14 protein-coding genes are annotated in these 16,229 nt (G+C 73.2%); 5 read left to right on the top strand and 9 right to left on the bottom strand.

From position 1 onward, the window contains the following. Positions 1-48 precede the first annotated feature (48 nt). The gene (locus ACFWJ4_RS37715; RefSeq protein ID WP_380552892.1) at positions 49-627 is read right to left on the bottom strand and encodes a TIGR03086 family metal-binding protein; all 579 of its coding nucleotides are present in this window, start codon (positions 625-627) and stop codon (positions 49-51) included. Between the two features lie 101 nt (positions 628-728). Between ACFWJ4_RS37715 and ACFWJ4_RS37710 the strand changes: the two genes are divergently transcribed. Beyond that, the gene (locus ACFWJ4_RS37710) at positions 729-1,721 is read left to right on the top strand and encodes a WYL domain-containing protein (RefSeq protein ID WP_359913066.1); all 993 of its coding nucleotides are present in this window, start codon (positions 729-731) and stop codon (positions 1,719-1,721) included. A gap of 18 nt (positions 1,722-1,739) precedes the next feature. Here ACFWJ4_RS37710 and ACFWJ4_RS37705 read toward each other — a convergent pair whose 3' ends face one another. The 7 genes from ACFWJ4_RS37705 to ACFWJ4_RS37675 all read right to left on the bottom strand — a co-directional run bounded on the left by ACFWJ4_RS37705 (position 1,740) and on the right by ACFWJ4_RS37675 (position 9,096). Further along, a complete protein-coding gene (locus ACFWJ4_RS37705) occupies positions 1,740-2,954 on the bottom strand; it encodes an alpha/beta hydrolase (RefSeq protein ID WP_380552889.1) in 1,215 nt (404 codons plus the stop codon). Positions 2,955-3,165: 211 nt separating this feature from the next. Continuing rightward, positions 3,166-3,501, bottom strand: a complete 336-nt coding sequence (locus ACFWJ4_RS37700; RefSeq protein WP_380358825.1) for an MmcQ/YjbR family DNA-binding protein — start codon at positions 3,499-3,501, stop codon at positions 3,166-3,168. A 116-nt stretch (positions 3,502-3,617) separates the two neighbouring features. Continuing rightward, entirely contained in the window at positions 3,618-4,892 is a 1,275-nt protein-coding gene (locus tag ACFWJ4_RS37695) for an acyltransferase (protein ID WP_380552886.1), read from the bottom strand. 26 nt (positions 4,893-4,918) lie between these two features. Next, entirely contained in the window at positions 4,919-6,043 is a 1,125-nt protein-coding gene (locus tag ACFWJ4_RS37690) for an alpha/beta hydrolase (RefSeq protein WP_380552883.1), read from the bottom strand. Between the two features lie 265 nt (positions 6,044-6,308). Further along, entirely contained in the window at positions 6,309-6,983 is a 675-nt protein-coding gene (locus ACFWJ4_RS37685; RefSeq protein WP_359913052.1) for a response regulator transcription factor, read from the bottom strand. Next, positions 6,980-8,293, bottom strand: coding sequence for a sensor histidine kinase (locus tag ACFWJ4_RS37680; protein WP_380552880.1), 1,314 nt, complete (start codon positions 8,291-8,293; stop codon positions 6,980-6,982). Before ACFWJ4_RS37680 ends, ACFWJ4_RS37685 begins: the two co-directional genes overlap by 4 nt. 116 nt (positions 8,294-8,409) lie before the next feature. Beyond that, on the bottom strand, positions 8,410-9,096 hold the full coding sequence (locus ACFWJ4_RS37675) for a TetR/AcrR family transcriptional regulator (RefSeq protein WP_380552878.1): 687 nt from the start codon (positions 9,094-9,096) through the stop codon (positions 8,410-8,412). A 217-nt stretch (positions 9,097-9,313) separates the two neighbouring features. Between ACFWJ4_RS37675 and ACFWJ4_RS37670 the strand changes: the two genes are divergently transcribed. Beyond that, positions 9,314-10,912 (top strand): MFS transporter, encoded by a 1,599-nt coding sequence (locus ACFWJ4_RS37670; protein WP_380552875.1) that lies wholly within the window; start codon positions 9,314-9,316, stop codon positions 10,910-10,912. 146 nt (positions 10,913-11,058) lie between these two features. Here the strand turns inward: ACFWJ4_RS37670 and aceE are convergent, their stop codons facing one another. Then, a complete protein-coding gene (gene aceE / locus ACFWJ4_RS37665) occupies positions 11,059-13,809 on the bottom strand; it encodes a pyruvate dehydrogenase (acetyl-transferring), homodimeric type (protein WP_380552872.1) in 2,751 nt (916 codons plus the stop codon). A gap of 516 nt (positions 13,810-14,325) precedes the next feature. Between aceE and ACFWJ4_RS37660 the strand changes: the two genes are divergently transcribed. The 3 genes from ACFWJ4_RS37660 (at position 14,326) to ACFWJ4_RS37650 (ending at position 16,162) form a co-directional block, all read left to right on the top strand. Beyond that, positions 14,326-14,763, top strand: coding sequence for a DUF3052 domain-containing protein (locus tag ACFWJ4_RS37660; RefSeq protein ID WP_359913037.1), 438 nt, complete (start codon positions 14,326-14,328; stop codon positions 14,761-14,763). 133 nt (positions 14,764-14,896) lie between these two features. Continuing rightward, positions 14,897-15,355: a peroxiredoxin gene (locus ACFWJ4_RS37655; RefSeq protein WP_359915651.1), complete on the top strand. Its 459-nt coding sequence runs from the start codon at positions 14,897-14,899 to the stop codon at positions 15,353-15,355. 231 nt (positions 15,356-15,586) lie between these two features. Further along, positions 15,587-16,162 carry a TerD family protein gene (locus tag ACFWJ4_RS37650; RefSeq protein ID WP_359915653.1) on the top strand — a complete coding sequence of 192 codons (576 nt, stop codon included), beginning with the start codon at positions 15,587-15,589 and terminating at the stop codon, positions 16,160-16,162. Positions 16,163-16,229: the final 67 nt, after the last annotated feature.

Here is a 16,229-nt window from a genome sequence, read left to right as displayed (position 1 = left end):
GGGGGAGCCGGCGCGGGCTCCCCCCGGGCCGCCGGGCCGGTGCCGGGTTCAGACCGTCCGGCCCATCCAGGCGGCCAGCCGGGTGTGTACGTCGGCGTCCTCGGCGACCGGCCGGACGGCGGCGAACGGGACGCCCGGCACCCGCTGTTCGGCCGGCAGCACGAACTCGGCGACGGCCAGCGCGGTCCGCGCCAGGTCGTCGTCCAGGGCGAAGCCGTTGCCGAGGCTCGCGGCGATGTCCCCGGAGTGGGTCACCAGCTCCATCAGGTAGCCGGCCACCGCCGCCGCGCCGGGCACCTCGCCCCAGGGGGCGACGGTCGGGCGGCCGAGCTTGGTGTCGTCCGCCCAGGCGGCGGTGACCCGGGCGCGGGCCCGGCCCAGCGCGGCCGGCCAGCCCTCGTCCGAGGGGTCCTCGACGGCGGCCACGACGTCCTCGGCGCGGCCGCCCTCGCCCATGTACGCGAACCGGTGGATGCCGCCGACCACGTGGTTCAGCAGCTGACGCAGGGTGAACTCGGTACAGGGGGTGGGCCGGTCGAGGTCGGCCGGGGTGATCGTGGCGAACAGCTTCTCCAGCTGGTCGAGGGCGGTCAGGTACTGCGGGCGGGCATCCTGGACGGCGGTCATCGGCGCTCAACTCCCTGGTGTCGGGTGGTCTTTCGGGCTCGGAACGCAATTTCCCAGTAAAACCTGACAACTGCCGTCAGGATTACTGGGATTCTTGGGGCATGAAGGCCGACCGCCTGCTCTCGATCCTGCTGCTGCTCCAGACCCGCGGCCGGGTGTCCGCCACCGAACTCGCCGAGCGGCTGGAGGTGTCCGTCCGCACCATCTACCGCGACGTCGAGTCGCTCTCCGCCGCCGGGGTGCCGGTGTTCACCGAGCGCGGGCGGCACGGCGGCATCGGTTTGCTGCCCGGCTACCGCACCGACGTCACGGGCCTGACCGCGGACGAGGCCAGGGCGCTGTTCGTGCTCTCCGCCCAGGGCGCGCACAGCGACCTCGGGCTGGACGGGGCGCTCGGTTCGGCGCTGCGCAAGGTGATGGCGGCGCTGCCGGCCCCGCACCGGCCGGCCGCCGAGCGGATCAGCGAGCGGATCCTGGTCGACCCGGCCCGCTGGATGCAGACCCCCGGCGCGGTCGGCCCCGCCGCCGGGCCGGACCTGGGCGAGCTGCAGTACGCCGTCTTCGCCGACCGGCGGCTGCGGCTGCGCTACCGGCACGGCGGCACGCCCGCGCCGGTGGAGTACACCGTCGACCCGTACGGCCTGGTGAGCAAGGCGGCGGTCTGGTACCTGGTGGCCGATCTGCACGGCGAGCCGCGGCTGTTCCGGGTCGACCGGGTGCTGGCCGCCGACACCACCGAGGAGACGGTGCGGCGCCGGGCCGGGGTCGGGCTCGGCGACGCCTGGGCGGTGCTGCGCGAGCAGGTGGAGCGGCTGCCGAAGGACCTGCCGGTGCGGGTGCGGGTCCGGCGCGGACGGCTGGACATGTTCCTGCGCATCCACGGCGGCCGGGTCACCGCACCGCCGCCGGAGGCGGGTGCCGGGCCGCCCGAGGAGTGGGCCGAGGTGGCGATGGCCTTCCCGGCCCCGGCGGCCGTCCGGTCGCTGCTGGCCTTCGGCGCGGACGTCGAGGTGCTGGTCCCGCCGGCCGCCCGGCGCGAGCTGGCCAGGGCGGCGGCGGAGGCCCTGCGGCTGTACCAGGACCAGCCGTCCTGAGCCCCGGGGGGGCGGGCCTCAGGAGCCGGGGTTGGCCCGGACCACGTCCTGGTAGCGGCCGAGGGAGATCGCCGCGAAGTTGCGCAGGCTGTCGGTGCCCTCGGTGAAGTAGCCGTTGTGGCCGGCCGCGCGGGCCGAGGAGATCTGCTCGGAGCCGAAGCCGCTCGCCGTCGGGTCGGCGCCGTGGCCGAGTCCGCCGACCTCCAGGAACGGCACGTTGCCGATCCAGTCGCTGGGGTTGCGGGTGGCCCAGACGTGCACGCCGGCGCCCAGTTCGGTGGTGCTCTGCACGCCCATGCCGGGGCTGCCGAAGACCACCAGGTCGGTGATGCCGGAGGTGTCGGACGGCGAGGCCGCCGCGCGCGGGATCTCCGGGGCGGCGGTGCCGCAGACCACCGAGCCGTACGAGTGGCAGAGCAGCGACGGCGGCGCGTCCGGCCGGGTGGTCTCCTTCAGTCCGGAGAGCAGCCGCTCCAGCCGGGGGGCGGCGACGTCGGCGAGCCGGGAGGTGGCGGCGTCCGGGCCGAGGCCGGACGGGGTGACGTAGCCGGTCCAGGAGATCACGGCGGTCCGGGTGTTCGGCGCCTGGCGCCGTTCCTCGGCGTAGAGGGAGCGGGCCATGCCGGCCGGGGAGCGCAGCGGCTCGGCGGCCTGGTCGTGGTGGCCGAGGTCGGCGTCCGAGCCGGGGACGAGCACGGAGATCCGCTCGGCGTCGGCGAGGTCGCCCCACACCTCGCTGACCAGGCCGCGGCCGCGCGGGTCGAAGGCCAGGACCTGCCGGCCGGGGGCGAGCAGGTGCTCGACGTCGTTGGCGCGGGAGACGGCCAGCGCGCGGGTGTCGGAGTCCAGTTCGCGGTCGGCGGCGCGGGCCAGGGCCCGGTCGCGCTCGGCGGCCAGGGCGATCCTGTTGGCGCGGTAGCGCAGGTCCAGCGGGGCGCCGTCGTAGTTGCCGACGACCAGCGGGTACTGCTGGATCAGCCGGTCCAGTTCGGTGGGCGCGAGCGAGGCGAAGAACGCCGCGGCGGCGGCCGGGACGGTGGTGGCCGGGTCGGGCAGGGAGTGGCCGAAGGAGTGGTCCTGGACCCAGGCGGCGCTGCCGGCCGGAGGGGTGGAGATCGCCAGCTGTTCGGAGGAGACCGCGGCCGCGGCGGCGGCGCCTCCGGCGTCGGCGAGCACCGCGCAGCCGGCGAACGCCCCGATCAGTACCCGCTTCCAGCGCCGACGGTTGCGCACCGCACCAACTCCCTTGGGGCCCGTCACCGTTTCGCGGGCGGTGCCCGGAGGGTGCGATGGCTCTGCTGACTTCCCTGCGCAAGCCTAGGGGGCCCGGAGGGAGGACGGGAACGCCTAAACTGTGGGATGGATCACATGAACCCGGGGTGTCCGCGCGACGTCTCCCAGTGGTTCGGACGGTGGCCCGTGCGGCCGTTCGACAGGGGCGCGCTCAGGCGTCGAACTCGCGTACCAGGCGCTTCGGCGCCGTCCGCCGCCAGGCCTCGGTGACGAGGTCGTGCAGCTCGTCCCGGTCCACCAGGTCCAGCCGGACGCTCACCCAGCCGTGCCGTCCGACGTACGGGGCGGAGGAGAACACCTCGGGTTCGGCGGCGAGCAGTTCGGCCTGGTCCTCGGGGGAGGCCTTGACGGTGACCCGGTCCCCGTCGGGCGCGCCCATCGCGAAGATCCGGCCGCGGACCCGCAGCGTCTCGATGTCCCAGGTCGGCTCCTGGGCGGCTTCCGGCAGGGCCAGCGCCATCGTGCGGAACTCGTCGAACGTCACCATGGCGGCAGGGTAGGGCAGGACACCGACAGCGCGCCGCAGGGGCGCGGACCGATCGGCCCGCGCCCCTGCGGCACGCCGTGCTCCGCTGCCCGGAGCGGCCCGCACCCGGTGGGCCGTCACACCACGCCCAGCGCGTACGCCGCGAAGAGCGCCGCCGCGGCGCCGGCCACCGCCTTGCCGCCCCGCGAGAAGGCCGTCCACGGGCCGTCGAACCGGCGGGTGAACCAGCCGAGCGCCACCAGCACGGCGGCGAACAGCGGCAGCAGCGCCAGCCTGGCGGCCACCCAGCCGAGCGAGTCCGGCGCGGTGGTCAGCCCCGGGACGGCGCCCAGCCCGGCCGCGCCCGGCACGGCGACCGCGAGCATCGCGCTCTGGTGCCAGCAGAAGATCGTCATCGCCGACAGGTTGACCACCACGACCGGCAGCCAGAGCAGCGGACGGCGGGTCAGCAGCCGGCCCAGCCGCTCCCGCAGCAGCACCGCGGCTCCGCACTGGAACGACGCCAGGGCGAGCACCAGCAGGGACGGCGGGTGCGAGTTGGTGCGCTCGGCCCCGGGCACGCCGACCATGCTGGCCGGGTAGTGGAAGACCAGCAGCAGCGCGGCGAACAGCGCCCCGCCGCCGAGCAGCAGCAACCGGGCCGCCGGGCGGCCGAGCCGGCCCTGCGCCCAGAGCACGCCCAGCTGGTAGCCGAACAGCCAGCCCGGCAGGATGTTCAGCAGCGCGACCCAGGACGGCACCGCCCCGGCCCACGGCCCGTAGCGCAGCAGGTCGACGGCGGCGACCGACACCACCAGCAGGCCCGCCGACCAGCCGCCCAGCCGGCGCCCGGCGGCCACGCAGAGCGGGGTGAGCGCGGTCAGCCCCAGGTAGACCCCGATGTACCAGAGCGGCTGCACCACCAGGGTGGCACCGGTGCGCAGGGTGTCCGCGGGGACGCCGAGCGCGGGCAGCAGCGGGATCAGCGCCGCCCAGACGGCCGTCACCCCGAGCACCGGGCGCAGCAGCCGGACGGTACGGGCCCGCAGCCAGCCGCCGTACGTCACGCCCCTGGCCCGGGCCCGCTCCAGCGAGCGGACCGAGGAGTGGCCGCCGACCAGGAAGAACACCCCGAGCATCTGGAGCACCCAGCTGAGCGGGGCGAAGAAGCCGAGGGTGGAGAGCGGGCTGGTGTTGTGCAGGGCGCCGTCGGGGGAGCGGGTGAGGCCGCCGAGCATCCAGTGGCCGACCGGTACGGCGAGCAGGGCGAGGGCGCGCAGCCCGTCCAGGGCGCGGTCGCGGTGGGCCGGGGTCTTCGCGTCGACCCGTGCGGCGGCGCGGCGCAGCGCGGTGAGCGGCCGGGGGGTGCGGGGCTCCGCGGTGCGGGGCCGGGGGGCGAGGGTGCTGGCCATGGTGGTGCTCCTTCCGGTGCGGGCGGTCAGGCGCGGCCGAGCGCGACGGCGGCGTAGGCGGCGAGGGAGGCGGTACCGGGGGCGAAGTAGCCGTCGTGGCCGTGGGATCCGGTGGCGGGCAGCGGGCGGGCGCCGAAGCCGGGGGCGGTCGGGTCGGCGCCGTGGCCGAGGCCGAACAGCCGGACGTTGGGCACGTCGCCGATCCAGTCGGAGTCGTTGCGGGCGGTGGCCCAGAGCGGGACGCCCGGGTCGAGGTCGGCGGCCGAGCCGATGCCCATGCCGGGCGAGCCGAGCACCACCACGCCGGAGGCCTGCGCGGGGGTGGGGCGGGCCAGGCCGCAGACGACCGAGCCGTAGCTGTGGCAGAACACGGTGGGCGGGGCCTGCGGGCGGGTGGTGACGGCGAGTCCGTCGAGCAGCCGGGTGAGGCGGGGGGCGCCGGCCCGGGCCAGGTCCTCGGTGGCGGCGTCCGGGCCGAGGCCGAGCGGAGTGGTGTAGCCGGCCCAGGCGATCACGGCGGTCCGCCCGTCGGTGGCGTCCAGGAGCGCGCGGGCCATGCCGGCGGGGGTGCCGTACGGGCCGGACGCGCGGTCGAAGCGGAGCAGGTCGATGTCCGAGCCGGGGACGATCACGGCGGTGCGGCGGGCGGTGGCGAGGTCGCCGTACACCTCGGCGACCTGGCCGCGGCCGCGCGGGTCGAAGGCGAGGATCCGCCGGCCGCCGTCCAGCAGGGCGCGGTAGCGCTCGGCGCGGGTGCGGGCGGCCTCGTGGTCCTGCGGGGTGAGGGCGGGGTCGGTGGCCCGGGCGAGTTCGCGGGTGCGCTCGGCGGTCAGGGCCAGGGCGTTGGCCCGGTAGCGGAGGGCGACCGGGGCGCCGTCCAGGTTGCCGACCACCAGCGGGTGCCGGACGGCCAGGGCGTCCTGCGCGGCCGGGGTCAGTTCGGCGAAGAACGCGGCGACGCCGGCCGGGGTGGTGGTGGCCGGGTCGGGCAGCCGCCGGCCGAGCGAGGGGTCGGCCGTCCAGGCGGCGCTGCCGGGCGGCGGGCCGGTGACCGCGGTCTGGGTGTCGGCGGCCCAGCCGCCCGCGCCGAGTACGACCGCCAGCGCCACCGCGGTGGCGGCGATCGCCCGTCCGGCCCGAAACCTGCGCATGTCCTTGCCCTCCCTCGTCCGTTCGGCCGCCGAATCCGTTCGGCGTCCGATGGGGAGGAAGGTAGGAACGCGACGGCCCCGCGGACGTCACACCGCGGGGCCAACTCCCGGGTGCTACCCGGGTATCAGAGGGGCCAGCCGCCCCGAGCCGAAGGGCGCGCCGGTGTCGAAAGGGAGAAGCGAGGGAGCGACGGAGGAGCGAGGGAGCGCCGACTGTCGGCGCCGGGTCGAGAGCACCCGGAGGCGAGCGGGCGAACGGCTGCTCCTACTGACCTGGGGTCACCAGGCCGGACTCGTAGGCCAGGACGACCGCCTGGGCGCGGTCGCGCAGGCCGAGCTTGGCGAGGATGCGCCCGATGTGCGTCTTGACGGTCTGCTCGGCGAGCACCAGCTTGGCGGCTATCTCCTGGTTGGACAGGCCGCGGGCGATCAGCTCCAGCACTTCGGTCTCGCGCGGGGTCAGGCCGTTGAGCCGCACCTTGGGGTCGTGGCGCTTGGCCGGGCGGGTGCGGGCGAAGTCCTCGATCAGCCGGCGGGTCACCGAGGGGGCGAGGAGCGCCTCGCCGGCCGCGACCACCCGGACCGCGGCGATCAGGTCGGCCGGCGGGGCGTCCTTGAGCAGGAAGCCGCTGGCCCCGGCGCGCAGCGCCTCGTACACGTAGTCGTCCACGTCGAAGGTGGTCAGCATCAGCACCTTGGGCCGGTGGGCGCCCGGCACGGCCGGGTCGAGCAGCCGCCGGGCCGCCTCCAGGCCGTCCATGACGGGCATCCGGACGTCCATCAGCACCAGGTCCGGGTGGGTGCGGCCGTTGACCTCCAGGGCCTGGGCGCCGTCCGCCGCGTCCCCCACCACGTCGATGTCGCTCTGGGCGTTGAGCAGGGCCGCGAAGCCCGCGCGCACCATGGCCTGGTCGTCGACGATGATCACGCGGATGGTCATGCGGTGGTCTCCCGGGGGGTGTCTGGACGGTCGAGGGGCAGGACGGCGGCCACCTTGAAGCCGCCGTCCGGCAGCGGGCCGGTGTCCAGCCTGCCATCGACCAGCCGGACGCGTTCACGCATTCCGACCAGCCCCTGCCCGGTGCCCTCGACCGAGGCCTCCAGCGACTCGGTGCGCTCCGGCGGGGGCGCGTTGACCACCGTCACCAGCAGCGCCGGGCCGTCCGCGGTCAGCGACACCCAGGTCCGCGCGCCGGGGGCGTGCCGCACCACGTTGGCCAGCGCCTCCTGCACGATCCGGTACGTGGACAGACCGACGGCCTGCGGCACCAGGTCCACCAGGTCCGGCTCCACCGTCAGCTGGGCCGGAACCCCGGCCCGGCCCACCGTCTCGACCAGCTGGGCGAGTTGGCTGACCCCGGGCTGCGGTGCCTTCTCCCCGCCGGACTCCTCGCTGCGCAGCACGCCGAGCAGTCGGCGCATCTCGGCCAGCGACTCGCGGGCGGTGCCGGCTATCGCGGTGAACTCCTCGGCGGCCTCGTCCGGCACTCCGGTGATCCGGTACGGCGCGCTGGCCGCCTGCACCGCGATGACCGACATGTGGTGCGCCACCACGTCGTGCAACTCCCGTGCGATCCGGGCGCGTTCCTCCAGCAGGGTGCGGCGTTCGCGTTCGGCCTCGCTGATGTGCTCCTGCTCGGTGAGCAGCCGGCGGGCCACGGCGCGGTCCCGGACGGCCCAGCCGAGCAGCAGCGCGGCGCCGCTGAGTGCGATCAGCAGCACGGTGGTGCCGTCGCCGGAGCGGGGCAGGCCGAGGGTGGTGGTGAGCGCGGTGAGCAGCACGGTGGCCACCCAGACCGAGACCACGGTGGCCCGGCTCTCCCGCAGCGCGAGGGCGAGCAGCAGGAAGACGTAGGCGATGATCATCGGGGCCGTCCACGGCCAACTGCCCATCAGCTGGTGGTGGCGGGCGGTGATACTGGCGGTGGCGACCATGGCGGCGGCGCTGATCCACCAGGCGGTCAGCGGCCGGGTGACGGCGAGGAACAGCGGCGTGGTCTGGGCGATGGTGAGCGCGGCGGCCACCGGCAGCACCAGGTCGTAGAAACCGACCAGGTTGGCGATCCCGGTGGGGATCAGCGAGCCCTGCAGAGCGATCACGACGATGTACGGCAGTCGGCGCACCCAGCGCCGCCGGGAGTCGCCGAGCAGCGGGGTCTCGTCCTCGCTCGGGGTGGTCAGGTGGTGCCGCAGGGCGCGCAGTTGGCGCAGTGCGAACGCGCGGGCGTCGGCTTCGGTGGGCGTTTTCATCGTGGGTCAGCCTAGGAGGGCGGGCCGTGCGGGTCGTCGCACTGGAGCGCGAACTTCCGCGGGGCTACCGGGGTACCGGGTGATACCCCGGTATGACCCGGGTGCGGCGCCGGGTGCTACGCGGGGCTGCGCCAGTGGCCGGCCAGGGCCGGGCCGAGCTGGTCGAAGTAGCGCTCGATCACCGCGACCATGCCCTCGGGGCCGGCCGGTGCGTGCTCGGCGCTCCAGGACAGGTGGGCCGAGCGCAGCAGGCTGCCGAAGACGGCGGCGAGCACGGCGGGGCGCAGGTCCTCGGCCGGGTCCAGGCCCTCGCGTTCGGCGAGCACCTGGACCACCAGACGCTCCTGTTCGGTGACCCGGCGCAGTTGGGCGGCGAGCAGCGGGGGCGTCTCCTCGATCATCCGCATGAGCTCCAGGGCGCTGTGGATCGAACCGGGGCCGGCGGACTCCTCGTTGCCGAGGTCGCGCCAGGCCTTGACGATCGCGGCGCGCAGGGCCTGGAGCGGGGCCTCCTCGGCCGGGCGGTGGCGCAGGCACTCGATGAAGTAGTCCTCGGCCACGGCCATCACGGCGAGCGCGACCTCGTCCTTGTTGGCGAAGTAGCGGAAGAAGGTGCGCTGGGAGACGTCGACGGCGGAGGCGATCTCGTCGACGGTCGTGTGGGCGAAGCCCTGCCTGAGGAAGAGCAGGTGGGCGGCCTGGATCAGGGCGTAGCGGGTCTGCTGCTTCTTGCGCTCGCGCAGGCCCGGCGCGCGTTCGGGGCCCGCCGGGGTGCCGGTGGTGCGGGGGGTGTGAGCGGCCATGGCGGGGGCCTTCCGGAGCGCTGGGTGTGGCGGGTGGGACCACAACTTTAGCGCTCTGACAAATGGCAGTGATGGCCAGAAGTCACTGTTTGCCGAATGTCAGAGGCTGACATAATCTGCCGGGGTGGCGCCCGTCGGGCCGGGGCACCTGTGGGGACGGGTGGGCCGGGGCGCCACGCCCATGTCCCGCACCGAGCCACGCCCCCGGAGGGCCCAGATGAGTCAGTCCGTCGTGAAGAACTCCGAGGCGGACGCGCCGCCGAACCCACCGTCGGGGGGCGGTCTCAAGGGACACCCCTGGCTGACCCTGCTGACCGTCGCGGTCGGCGTCATGATGGTCGCGCTGGACGGCACCATCGTCGCCATCGCCAACCCGGTGATCCAGGAGAAGCTGCACGCGGCGCCCTCCGAGATCCAGTGGGTCACCAGCGGCTACCTGCTGGCCCTGGCGGTCTTCCTGATCACCGCCGGCAAGATCGGTGACCGCTTCGGCCACAAGACCACCTTCCTGGTCGGCGCGGCGGGCTTCGCCGTCACCTCGGCCGCGATCGGCTTCGCCGGCAACATCCAGACCGTGATCGCCTTCCGGGTGCTCCAGGGCCTGTTCGGCGCGCTGCTCCAGCCGGCCGCGCTGGGCCTGCTGCGCGGGGCCTTCCCGGCCGAGAAGCTCAACATGGCGATCGGCATCTGGGGCGGCGTGATCGGCGCCTCCACAGCGGCCGGACCGATCGTCGGCGGCCTGCTGGTCGAGCACGTCAACTGGGAGTCGGTGTTCTTCATCAACATCCCGGTCGGCCTGGTCGCGCTGGCGCTGGGCGTGTGGATCCTCAAGGACGTCCGGGCCGAGAACGCCGCCAAGTCCTTCGACCTGCCCGGCATCGCGCTGCTCTCGGTGGGCATGTTCGCGCTGGTCTTCGGCATCATCAAGGCCCCCGAGTGGGGCTGGGGCGACGGGCGGACGCTGCTGTTCCTGATCGGCGCGGTGGTCCTGATGGTGCTGTTCGCGCTCTGGCAGGGCAAGGCCCGCGAGCCGCTGATCCCGCTCGGCCTGTTCCGCTCGGTGCCGCTGTCGGCGGGCGTCCTGCTGATGGTGCTGATGGCCTTCGCGTTCTTCGGCGCGATCTTCTTCGTGACCTTCTACCTCCAGAACGTGCACGGGATGAAGCCGGTCGAGGCCGGCGTCCACCTGCTGCCGATGACCGGCATGATGATCATCGGCTCGCCGCTGGCCGGCCTGGCGATCGGCAAGCTGGGCCCGCGCATCCCGATCGTGGCCGGCATGCTGATCACCACCACCGCGATGTTCGGCATGTCCACCCTGGACACCGGCTCCGGCAACGGCGTGATGTCGCTCTGGTTCGTCCTGATGGGCCTGGGCATCAGCCCGGTCATGGTCGGCGCCACCGAGGTGATCGTCGGCAACGCCCCGCTGGAGCTGTCCGGCGTGGCCGGCGGCCTCCAGCAGGCCGCGATGCAGGTCGGCGGCAGCCTCGGCACCGCGGTGCTGGGCGCACTGATGGCCGCCAAGGTCGGCGACGTCCTGCCGGGCAACTGGGCCAAGGCCGGTCTGCCGCCGGTGGAGGGCGAGGCGGGCGAGGGCCTCAAGCAGGCCGCCCAGCTGGGCATCGCCCCGCCGGCCCCGGCCGGCACCCCGCAGCAGGCGGTGGACGCGATGGCCAGCGCCGTCCACGAGTCCTTCGTGAGCGGCATGTCGCTGGCCTTCGCGGTGGCCGCCGTGGTGGCCTTCGGCGCCGCCGTGCTCGGCCTGCTCACCCGCCGCGGCGCCACCGACGCGGGCCCGGCCGTGCACATCTGACCGGCCCCGCCGCGCCACGGCCCCGGACTCGTCGGAGTCCGGGGCCGTCGTGCTGTTCCGGGGACCGAACGGAGGGCCGCGCCGCGGCGAACGCCGAAGGGCCGGACCCCCGACGGGAGTCCGGCCCCTCAGTGCCTACGGGCTGATCAGGCCTCGCCGCCGGCGGCACCCGGGTCGGCCGCGGCCACGTCCAGCAGCTGGTAGCGGTCGATCGCTTCCTTCAGCGCCGAGCGGTCGATCTTGCCCTGCTTGGCGAGCTCGGTGAGCACCCCCAGGACGACCGACTGCGCGTCGATGTGGAAGAAGCGACGGGCCGCGCCACGGGTGTCGGCGAAGCCGAAGCCGTCGGCGCCCAGCGACTGGTACTGACCCGGCACCCAGCGGGCGATCTGGTCCGGCACCGCGCGCATCCAGTCGGACACCGCGACGACCGGGCCCTCGGCGCCCTGGAGCTTCTGGGTGACGTACGGCACGCGCTGCTGCTCCTCGGGGTGCAGCAGGTTGAACTCCTCGGCCTCCACCGCGTCGCGGCGCAGCTCGTTCCAGGAGGTCGCGGACCAGACGTCGGCCTTGACGTTCCACTCCTCGGCGAGGATGCGCTGGGCCTCCAGGGCCCACGGCACGGCCACGCCGGAGGCGAGGATCTGGGCCGGGATCTGGCCGGCGGTGCCCGGCGCGTACTTGTGCAGACCCTTGAGGATGCCCTCGACGTCCACGTTCTCGGGCTCGGCCGGCATCTTGATCGGCTCGTTGTAGACGGTCATGTAGTAGAACACGTCCTCGCCGTGCGGGTGCTCGGCGCTGGAGCCGTACATCCGCCGCAGACCGTCCTGGACGATGTGCGCGATCTCGAAGCCGTACGCCGGGTCGTACGCGACGACACCCGGGTTGGTCGAGGCCAGCAGGTGCGAGTGGCCGTCGGCGTGCTGCAGGCCCTCACCGGTCAGCGTGGTGCGGCCGGCGGTGGCGCCGATCACGAAGCCGCGGGCCAGCTGGTCGGCCATCTGCCAGAACTGGTCGCCGGTGCGCTGGAACCCGAACATCGAGTAGAAGACGTACACCGGGATCAGCGGCTCGCCGTGGGTGGCGTAGGAGGAGCCGGCGGCGATCAGCGAGGCGGTGCAGCCCGCCTCGGAGATGCCGTCGTGCAGCATCTGGCCGGTCGGCGACTCCTTGTAGGCGAGGAGGAGGTCCCGGTCGACCGACTCGTAGGTCTGGCCGAGCGGGTTGTAGATCTTCGCCGACGGGAAGAGCGAGTCCATGCCGAAGGTGCGGTACTCGTCCGGCGCGATCGGCACGAAGCGGTTGCCGATGCCCTTGTCCCGCATGAGGTCCTTGAGCACCCGGACGAACGCCATGGTGGTGGCGATGGTCTGGTTGCCGGAACCCTTCTTGACCGCCTTGTACGCGTCGTCGCCGGGCAGCTCCAGCTTCCGCGGGCGGACCTTGCGGGTCGGCACGTAGCCGCCCAGCTCCTCCCGGCGGTCGTGCATGTACTGGATCTCCTCCGAGTCGCGACCCGGGTGGTAGTAGGGCGGGTAGCCCTCCTCCAGCTGCTTGTCGGTGATCGGCAGGTGCAGCCGGTCGCGGAAGCGCTTCAGGTCCTCGACCGTCAGCTTCTTCATCTGGTGGGTGGCGTTGCGGCCCTCGAAGTTGGGGCCCAGCGTCCAGCCCTTGACCGTCTGGGCGAGGATGACCGTCGGCTGGCCCTTGTGCTCGCGGGCCGCCTTGAACGCCGCGTAGATCTTCTTGTGGTCGTGGCCGCCGCGACCCAGGTGCTGGATCTGCTGGTCGGTCATGTTCTCGACCATGGCGCGCAGGCGCAGGTCGCCGCCGAAGAAGTGCTCGCGGATGTACTGGCCGGTCTCGGTGGCGTAGGTCTGGAACTGGCCGTCCACCGTGGTGTTCAGCTTGTTGACCAGGACGCCGTCGCGGTCCTGCGCGAGCAGCGGGTCCCAGCTGCGGTCCCAGACCAGCTTGATCACGTTCCAGCCGGCGCCCCGGAACTGGGACTCCAGCTCCTGGATGATCTTGCCGTTGCCGCGGACCGGGCCGTCCAGGCGCTGCAGGTTGCAGTTGACCACGAAGGTCAGGTTGTCCAGGCCCTCGCGGGCGGCCAGCGACAGCTGGCCGAGCGACTCGGGCTCGTCCATCTCGCCGTCGCCGAGGAAGGCGTAGACCTGCGAGTCGGAGGTGTCCTTGATCCCGCGGTGCTCCAGGTAGCGGTTCATCCGGGCCTGGTAGATCGCGCCGAGCGGGCCGAGGCCCATCGAGACGGTCGGGAACTCCCAGAAGTCCGGCATCAGCCGCGGGTGCGGGTAGCTGGAGAGGCCGTACGGGGCCTTCGACTTCTCCTGGCGGAACGCGTCGAGCTGCTGCTCGGTGAGCCGGTCCAGCAGGAAGGCGCGGGCGTAGATGCCGGGGGAGGCGTGGCCCTGGAAGAAGACCTGGTCGCCGGACTCGCCCTCGCCGTCCTTGCCGCGGAAGAAGTAGTTGAAGCCGACGTCGTACAGAGACGCGGAGGAGGCGAAGGTGGCGATGTGGCCACCGACGCCGATGCCCGGGCGCTGCGCCCGGGAGACCATGACGGCCGCGTTCCACCGGGTCGCGTTGAGGATCTTCCGCTCGATCTCCTCGTTGCCGGGGAAGAACGGTTCGTCCTTGGTCGCGATGGTGTTGACGTAGTCCGTGCTGCGCATCTCGGGCACGGCGACACGCTTCTCGCGGGCGCGCTCGATCAGCCGCAGCATCAGGTAACGGGCACGCTCACGCCCCCGCTCGTCGATGGCCGCATCGAGCGACTCCAGCCATTCCGCGGTCTCCTCGGGATCGAAGTCCGGGACCTGACTCGGAAGGCCGCCAATGATGATCGGGTTGCGATCGGATCCGGAAGCCACGCTGTTCCTTCACTGTCGGTCGAAACTGAGGTGTGTCGCGCCGCCTCCATCGTGCTACCGCGCTCGGAGATCCGTCATCTCTACCGATCGGTAACCGGTCCGCCCGGCGGGCGGCCCGGTCTGGCGGCGTGCGGTGCGGGCGTCTTCGTCCGCTCCGCACACCCCCGGGTGTTACGAAAAGAGGTGGTCCGACCTGGTGTCCCGTCCGCCCGATGGCGGGCGGCCGGGGTGAGGGCCAACAGGAGACTCTACGCCCGCGCACGCGCGGACCCGAATGCCGTTCGCATCTCGGGCGTGCGTACGGCCTGTGGGCCGGGACCACCCGAAGCATCCTTGGACCATGCAGAAAAGGGCAAATCGGTGTGATTCCCGCCACCTCGCGCGGCGTGTCCCCCTGCGACACGTCAACCTTTGGAGGGGATCGGGGGTCGGGTACTTGCGCGAACCGCCGCGCCCGTGTGGACTACGGCCACAGCCTCGGCATGGATGCCGGGCCGAATACTGGAGGTTATTCCCGTGAGCGCGACCGCGGACCCCGCGGACAAGTCCAACCCGGCGACCCGTCTCGGCTTCGAAGAGGGCCAGATCATCCAGGAGCTGGGGTACGACGACGACACTGACCAGGAGCTCCGCGAGGGAATCGAGGAGCTCATCGGGACGGATCTCGTCGACGAGGACTACGACGACGTCGCCGACGCCGTTCTGCTGTGGCACCGCGACGACGACGGGGACCTCACCGACGCCCTCGTCGACGCGCTGGAGTACCTCGCTGAAGGCGGCCTGATCTGGCTGATGACGCCCAAGACCGGGCGGGACGGCCACATCGAGGCCTCCGACATCAGCGACGCGGCCAAGACCGCGGGCCTCTCCCAGACCAGCTCGATCAACATCGTCAAGGACTGGGCGGCCACCAGGCTCGCGACCAAGTCCACGGCGAAGGGCGCCAAGCGCTGAGTGGTCCCTGAAGCACATGCGGCGGGCCGCGGCGACCCGCCTCATCCGTTCGGCGCAACGGCCGTAAACGAATGCGAGGATGTGGCCCGCTGCGCCCGCCGCGCGGCGCGGTCACGTCAGAAAGGTCCCGCTCATGGCCATCGAGGTCGGCACCCCGGCTCCGGACTTCGAGCTCAACAACCAGCACGGCGAGGCCGTCCGGCTCTCCGACTTCCGCGGCCGGCGGAACGTCGTCCTGGTCTTCTACCCGTTCGCCTTCACCGGTGTGTGCACGGGCGAGCTGGGCGCGATCCAGCGGGAGCTGGCGGGCCTGCAGAACGACACCGTGCAGGTGCTCGGCCTCTCCTGCGACTCGCAGTTCTCCCAGCGGGTCTTCGCCGACCGGGAGGGCCTGGAGTTCCCGCTGCTGGCCGACTTCTGGCCGCACGGCGAGGTCACCCGGGCCTACGGCGTCCTCGACGAGGAGCGGGGCTGCCCGCTGCGCGGCACCTTCGTGATCGACACCACGGGCACGGTGCGCTGGAGCGTCGTCAACGGCCTCCCGGACGCCCGGGACGAGCAGGAGTACCTGAAGGTCCTCGCGGCGCTCTGAGACCCCCGCCCGGGCCCCGCACGCGCCTCGGCCGGGGCGCGGGCGCCCCGCGGCACCCGCCGGCCGAGTGCCCCGGGGCCGTGTCCGGCCTGATCAGGGGTGCGGACGGGAACCCCGTACTACGCTCGGGCCGTTGGCGGGGTGGGATGCGGGAGCCGATGGGCCTCCCGCCGCCCCGGACCGCACCACCGGGGGCACCACTGGACGTGCCTCCCGATTCTTGGAGGACTAGTGGGAGTCAGCCTCAGCAAGGGCGGCAACGTCTCGCTCACCAAGGAGGCACCCGGCCTCACCGCCGTGGTCGTCGGCCTGGGCTGGGACGTCCGGACCACCACCGGCGCGGACTTCGACCTGGACGCCAGCGCCCTGCTGTGCAACGCCCAGGGCAAGGTCACCTCGGACGGCAACTTCGTGTTCTTCAACAACCTGAAGAGCCCGGACGGCTCGGTCGAGCACACCGGTGACAACCTGACCGGCGAGGGCGAGGGCGACGACGAGGCGATCAAGGTCAACCTGGCCGGTGTGCCGGTGGACGTCGAGAAGATCGTCTTCCCGGTGTCGATCTACGACGCCGAGACCCGCGGCCAGAACTTCGGCCAGGTGCGCAACGCGTTCATCCGTGTGGTGAACCAGGCCGACAACACGGAGCTGGCCCGCTACGACCTCTCCGAGGACGCGTCCACCGAGACCGCGATGGTCTTCGGCGAGCTGTACCGCAACGGCGTGGAGTGGAAGTTCCGCGCCATCGGCCAGGGCTACGCCTCCGGTCTGCGCGGCATCGCGCAGGACTTCGGCGTCAACGTCTGAGCCCGCGCCGGCGCCCTGCGGCGCGGGCTGCGCGCCGTTCTCCCGGGGCGGCCCCGGACCTCCGAGG

Origin of the sequence: Kitasatospora sp. NPDC127067, from assembly GCF_042724755.1 — a bacterium.
GTDB classification, from domain to species: Bacteria; Actinomycetota; Actinomycetes; order Streptomycetales; family Streptomycetaceae; genus Kitasatospora; species Kitasatospora lactacystinica.
This window is presented reverse-complemented; position numbering and strand designations above follow the sequence as displayed.

Coding starts and splice junctions, on each gene's coding strand:
- ACFWJ4_RS37715 (WP_380552892.1), bottom strand. CDS start 627: ATGACCGCCGTCCAGGATGCCCGCCCGCAGTACCTGACCGCCCTCGAC.
- ACFWJ4_RS37680 (WP_380552880.1), bottom strand. CDS start 8,293: ATGAAAACGCCCACCGAAGCCGACGCCCGCGCGTTCGCACTGCGCCAA.
- ACFWJ4_RS37675 (WP_380552878.1), bottom strand. CDS start 9,096: ATGGCCGCTCACACCCCCCGCACCACCGGCACCCCGGCGGGCCCCGAA.
- ACFWJ4_RS37670 (WP_380552875.1), top strand. CDS start 9,314: ATGAGTCAGTCCGTCGTGAAGAACTCCGAGGCGGACGCGCCGCCGAAC.
- ACFWJ4_RS37685 (WP_359913052.1), bottom strand. CDS start 6,983: ATGACCATCCGCGTGATCATCGTCGACGACCAGGCCATGGTGCGCGCG.
- ACFWJ4_RS37655 (WP_359915651.1), top strand. CDS start 14,897: ATGGCCATCGAGGTCGGCACCCCGGCTCCGGACTTCGAGCTCAACAAC.
- ACFWJ4_RS37690 (WP_380552883.1), bottom strand. CDS start 6,043: ATGCGCAGGTTTCGGGCCGGACGGGCGATCGCCGCCACCGCGGTGGCG.
- ACFWJ4_RS37710 (WP_359913066.1), top strand. CDS start 729: ATGAAGGCCGACCGCCTGCTCTCGATCCTGCTGCTGCTCCAGACCCGC.
- ACFWJ4_RS37700 (WP_380358825.1), bottom strand. CDS start 3,501: ATGGTGACGTTCGACGAGTTCCGCACGATGGCGCTGGCCCTGCCGGAA.
- ACFWJ4_RS37695 (WP_380552886.1), bottom strand. CDS start 4,892: ATGGCCAGCACCCTCGCCCCCCGGCCCCGCACCGCGGAGCCCCGCACC.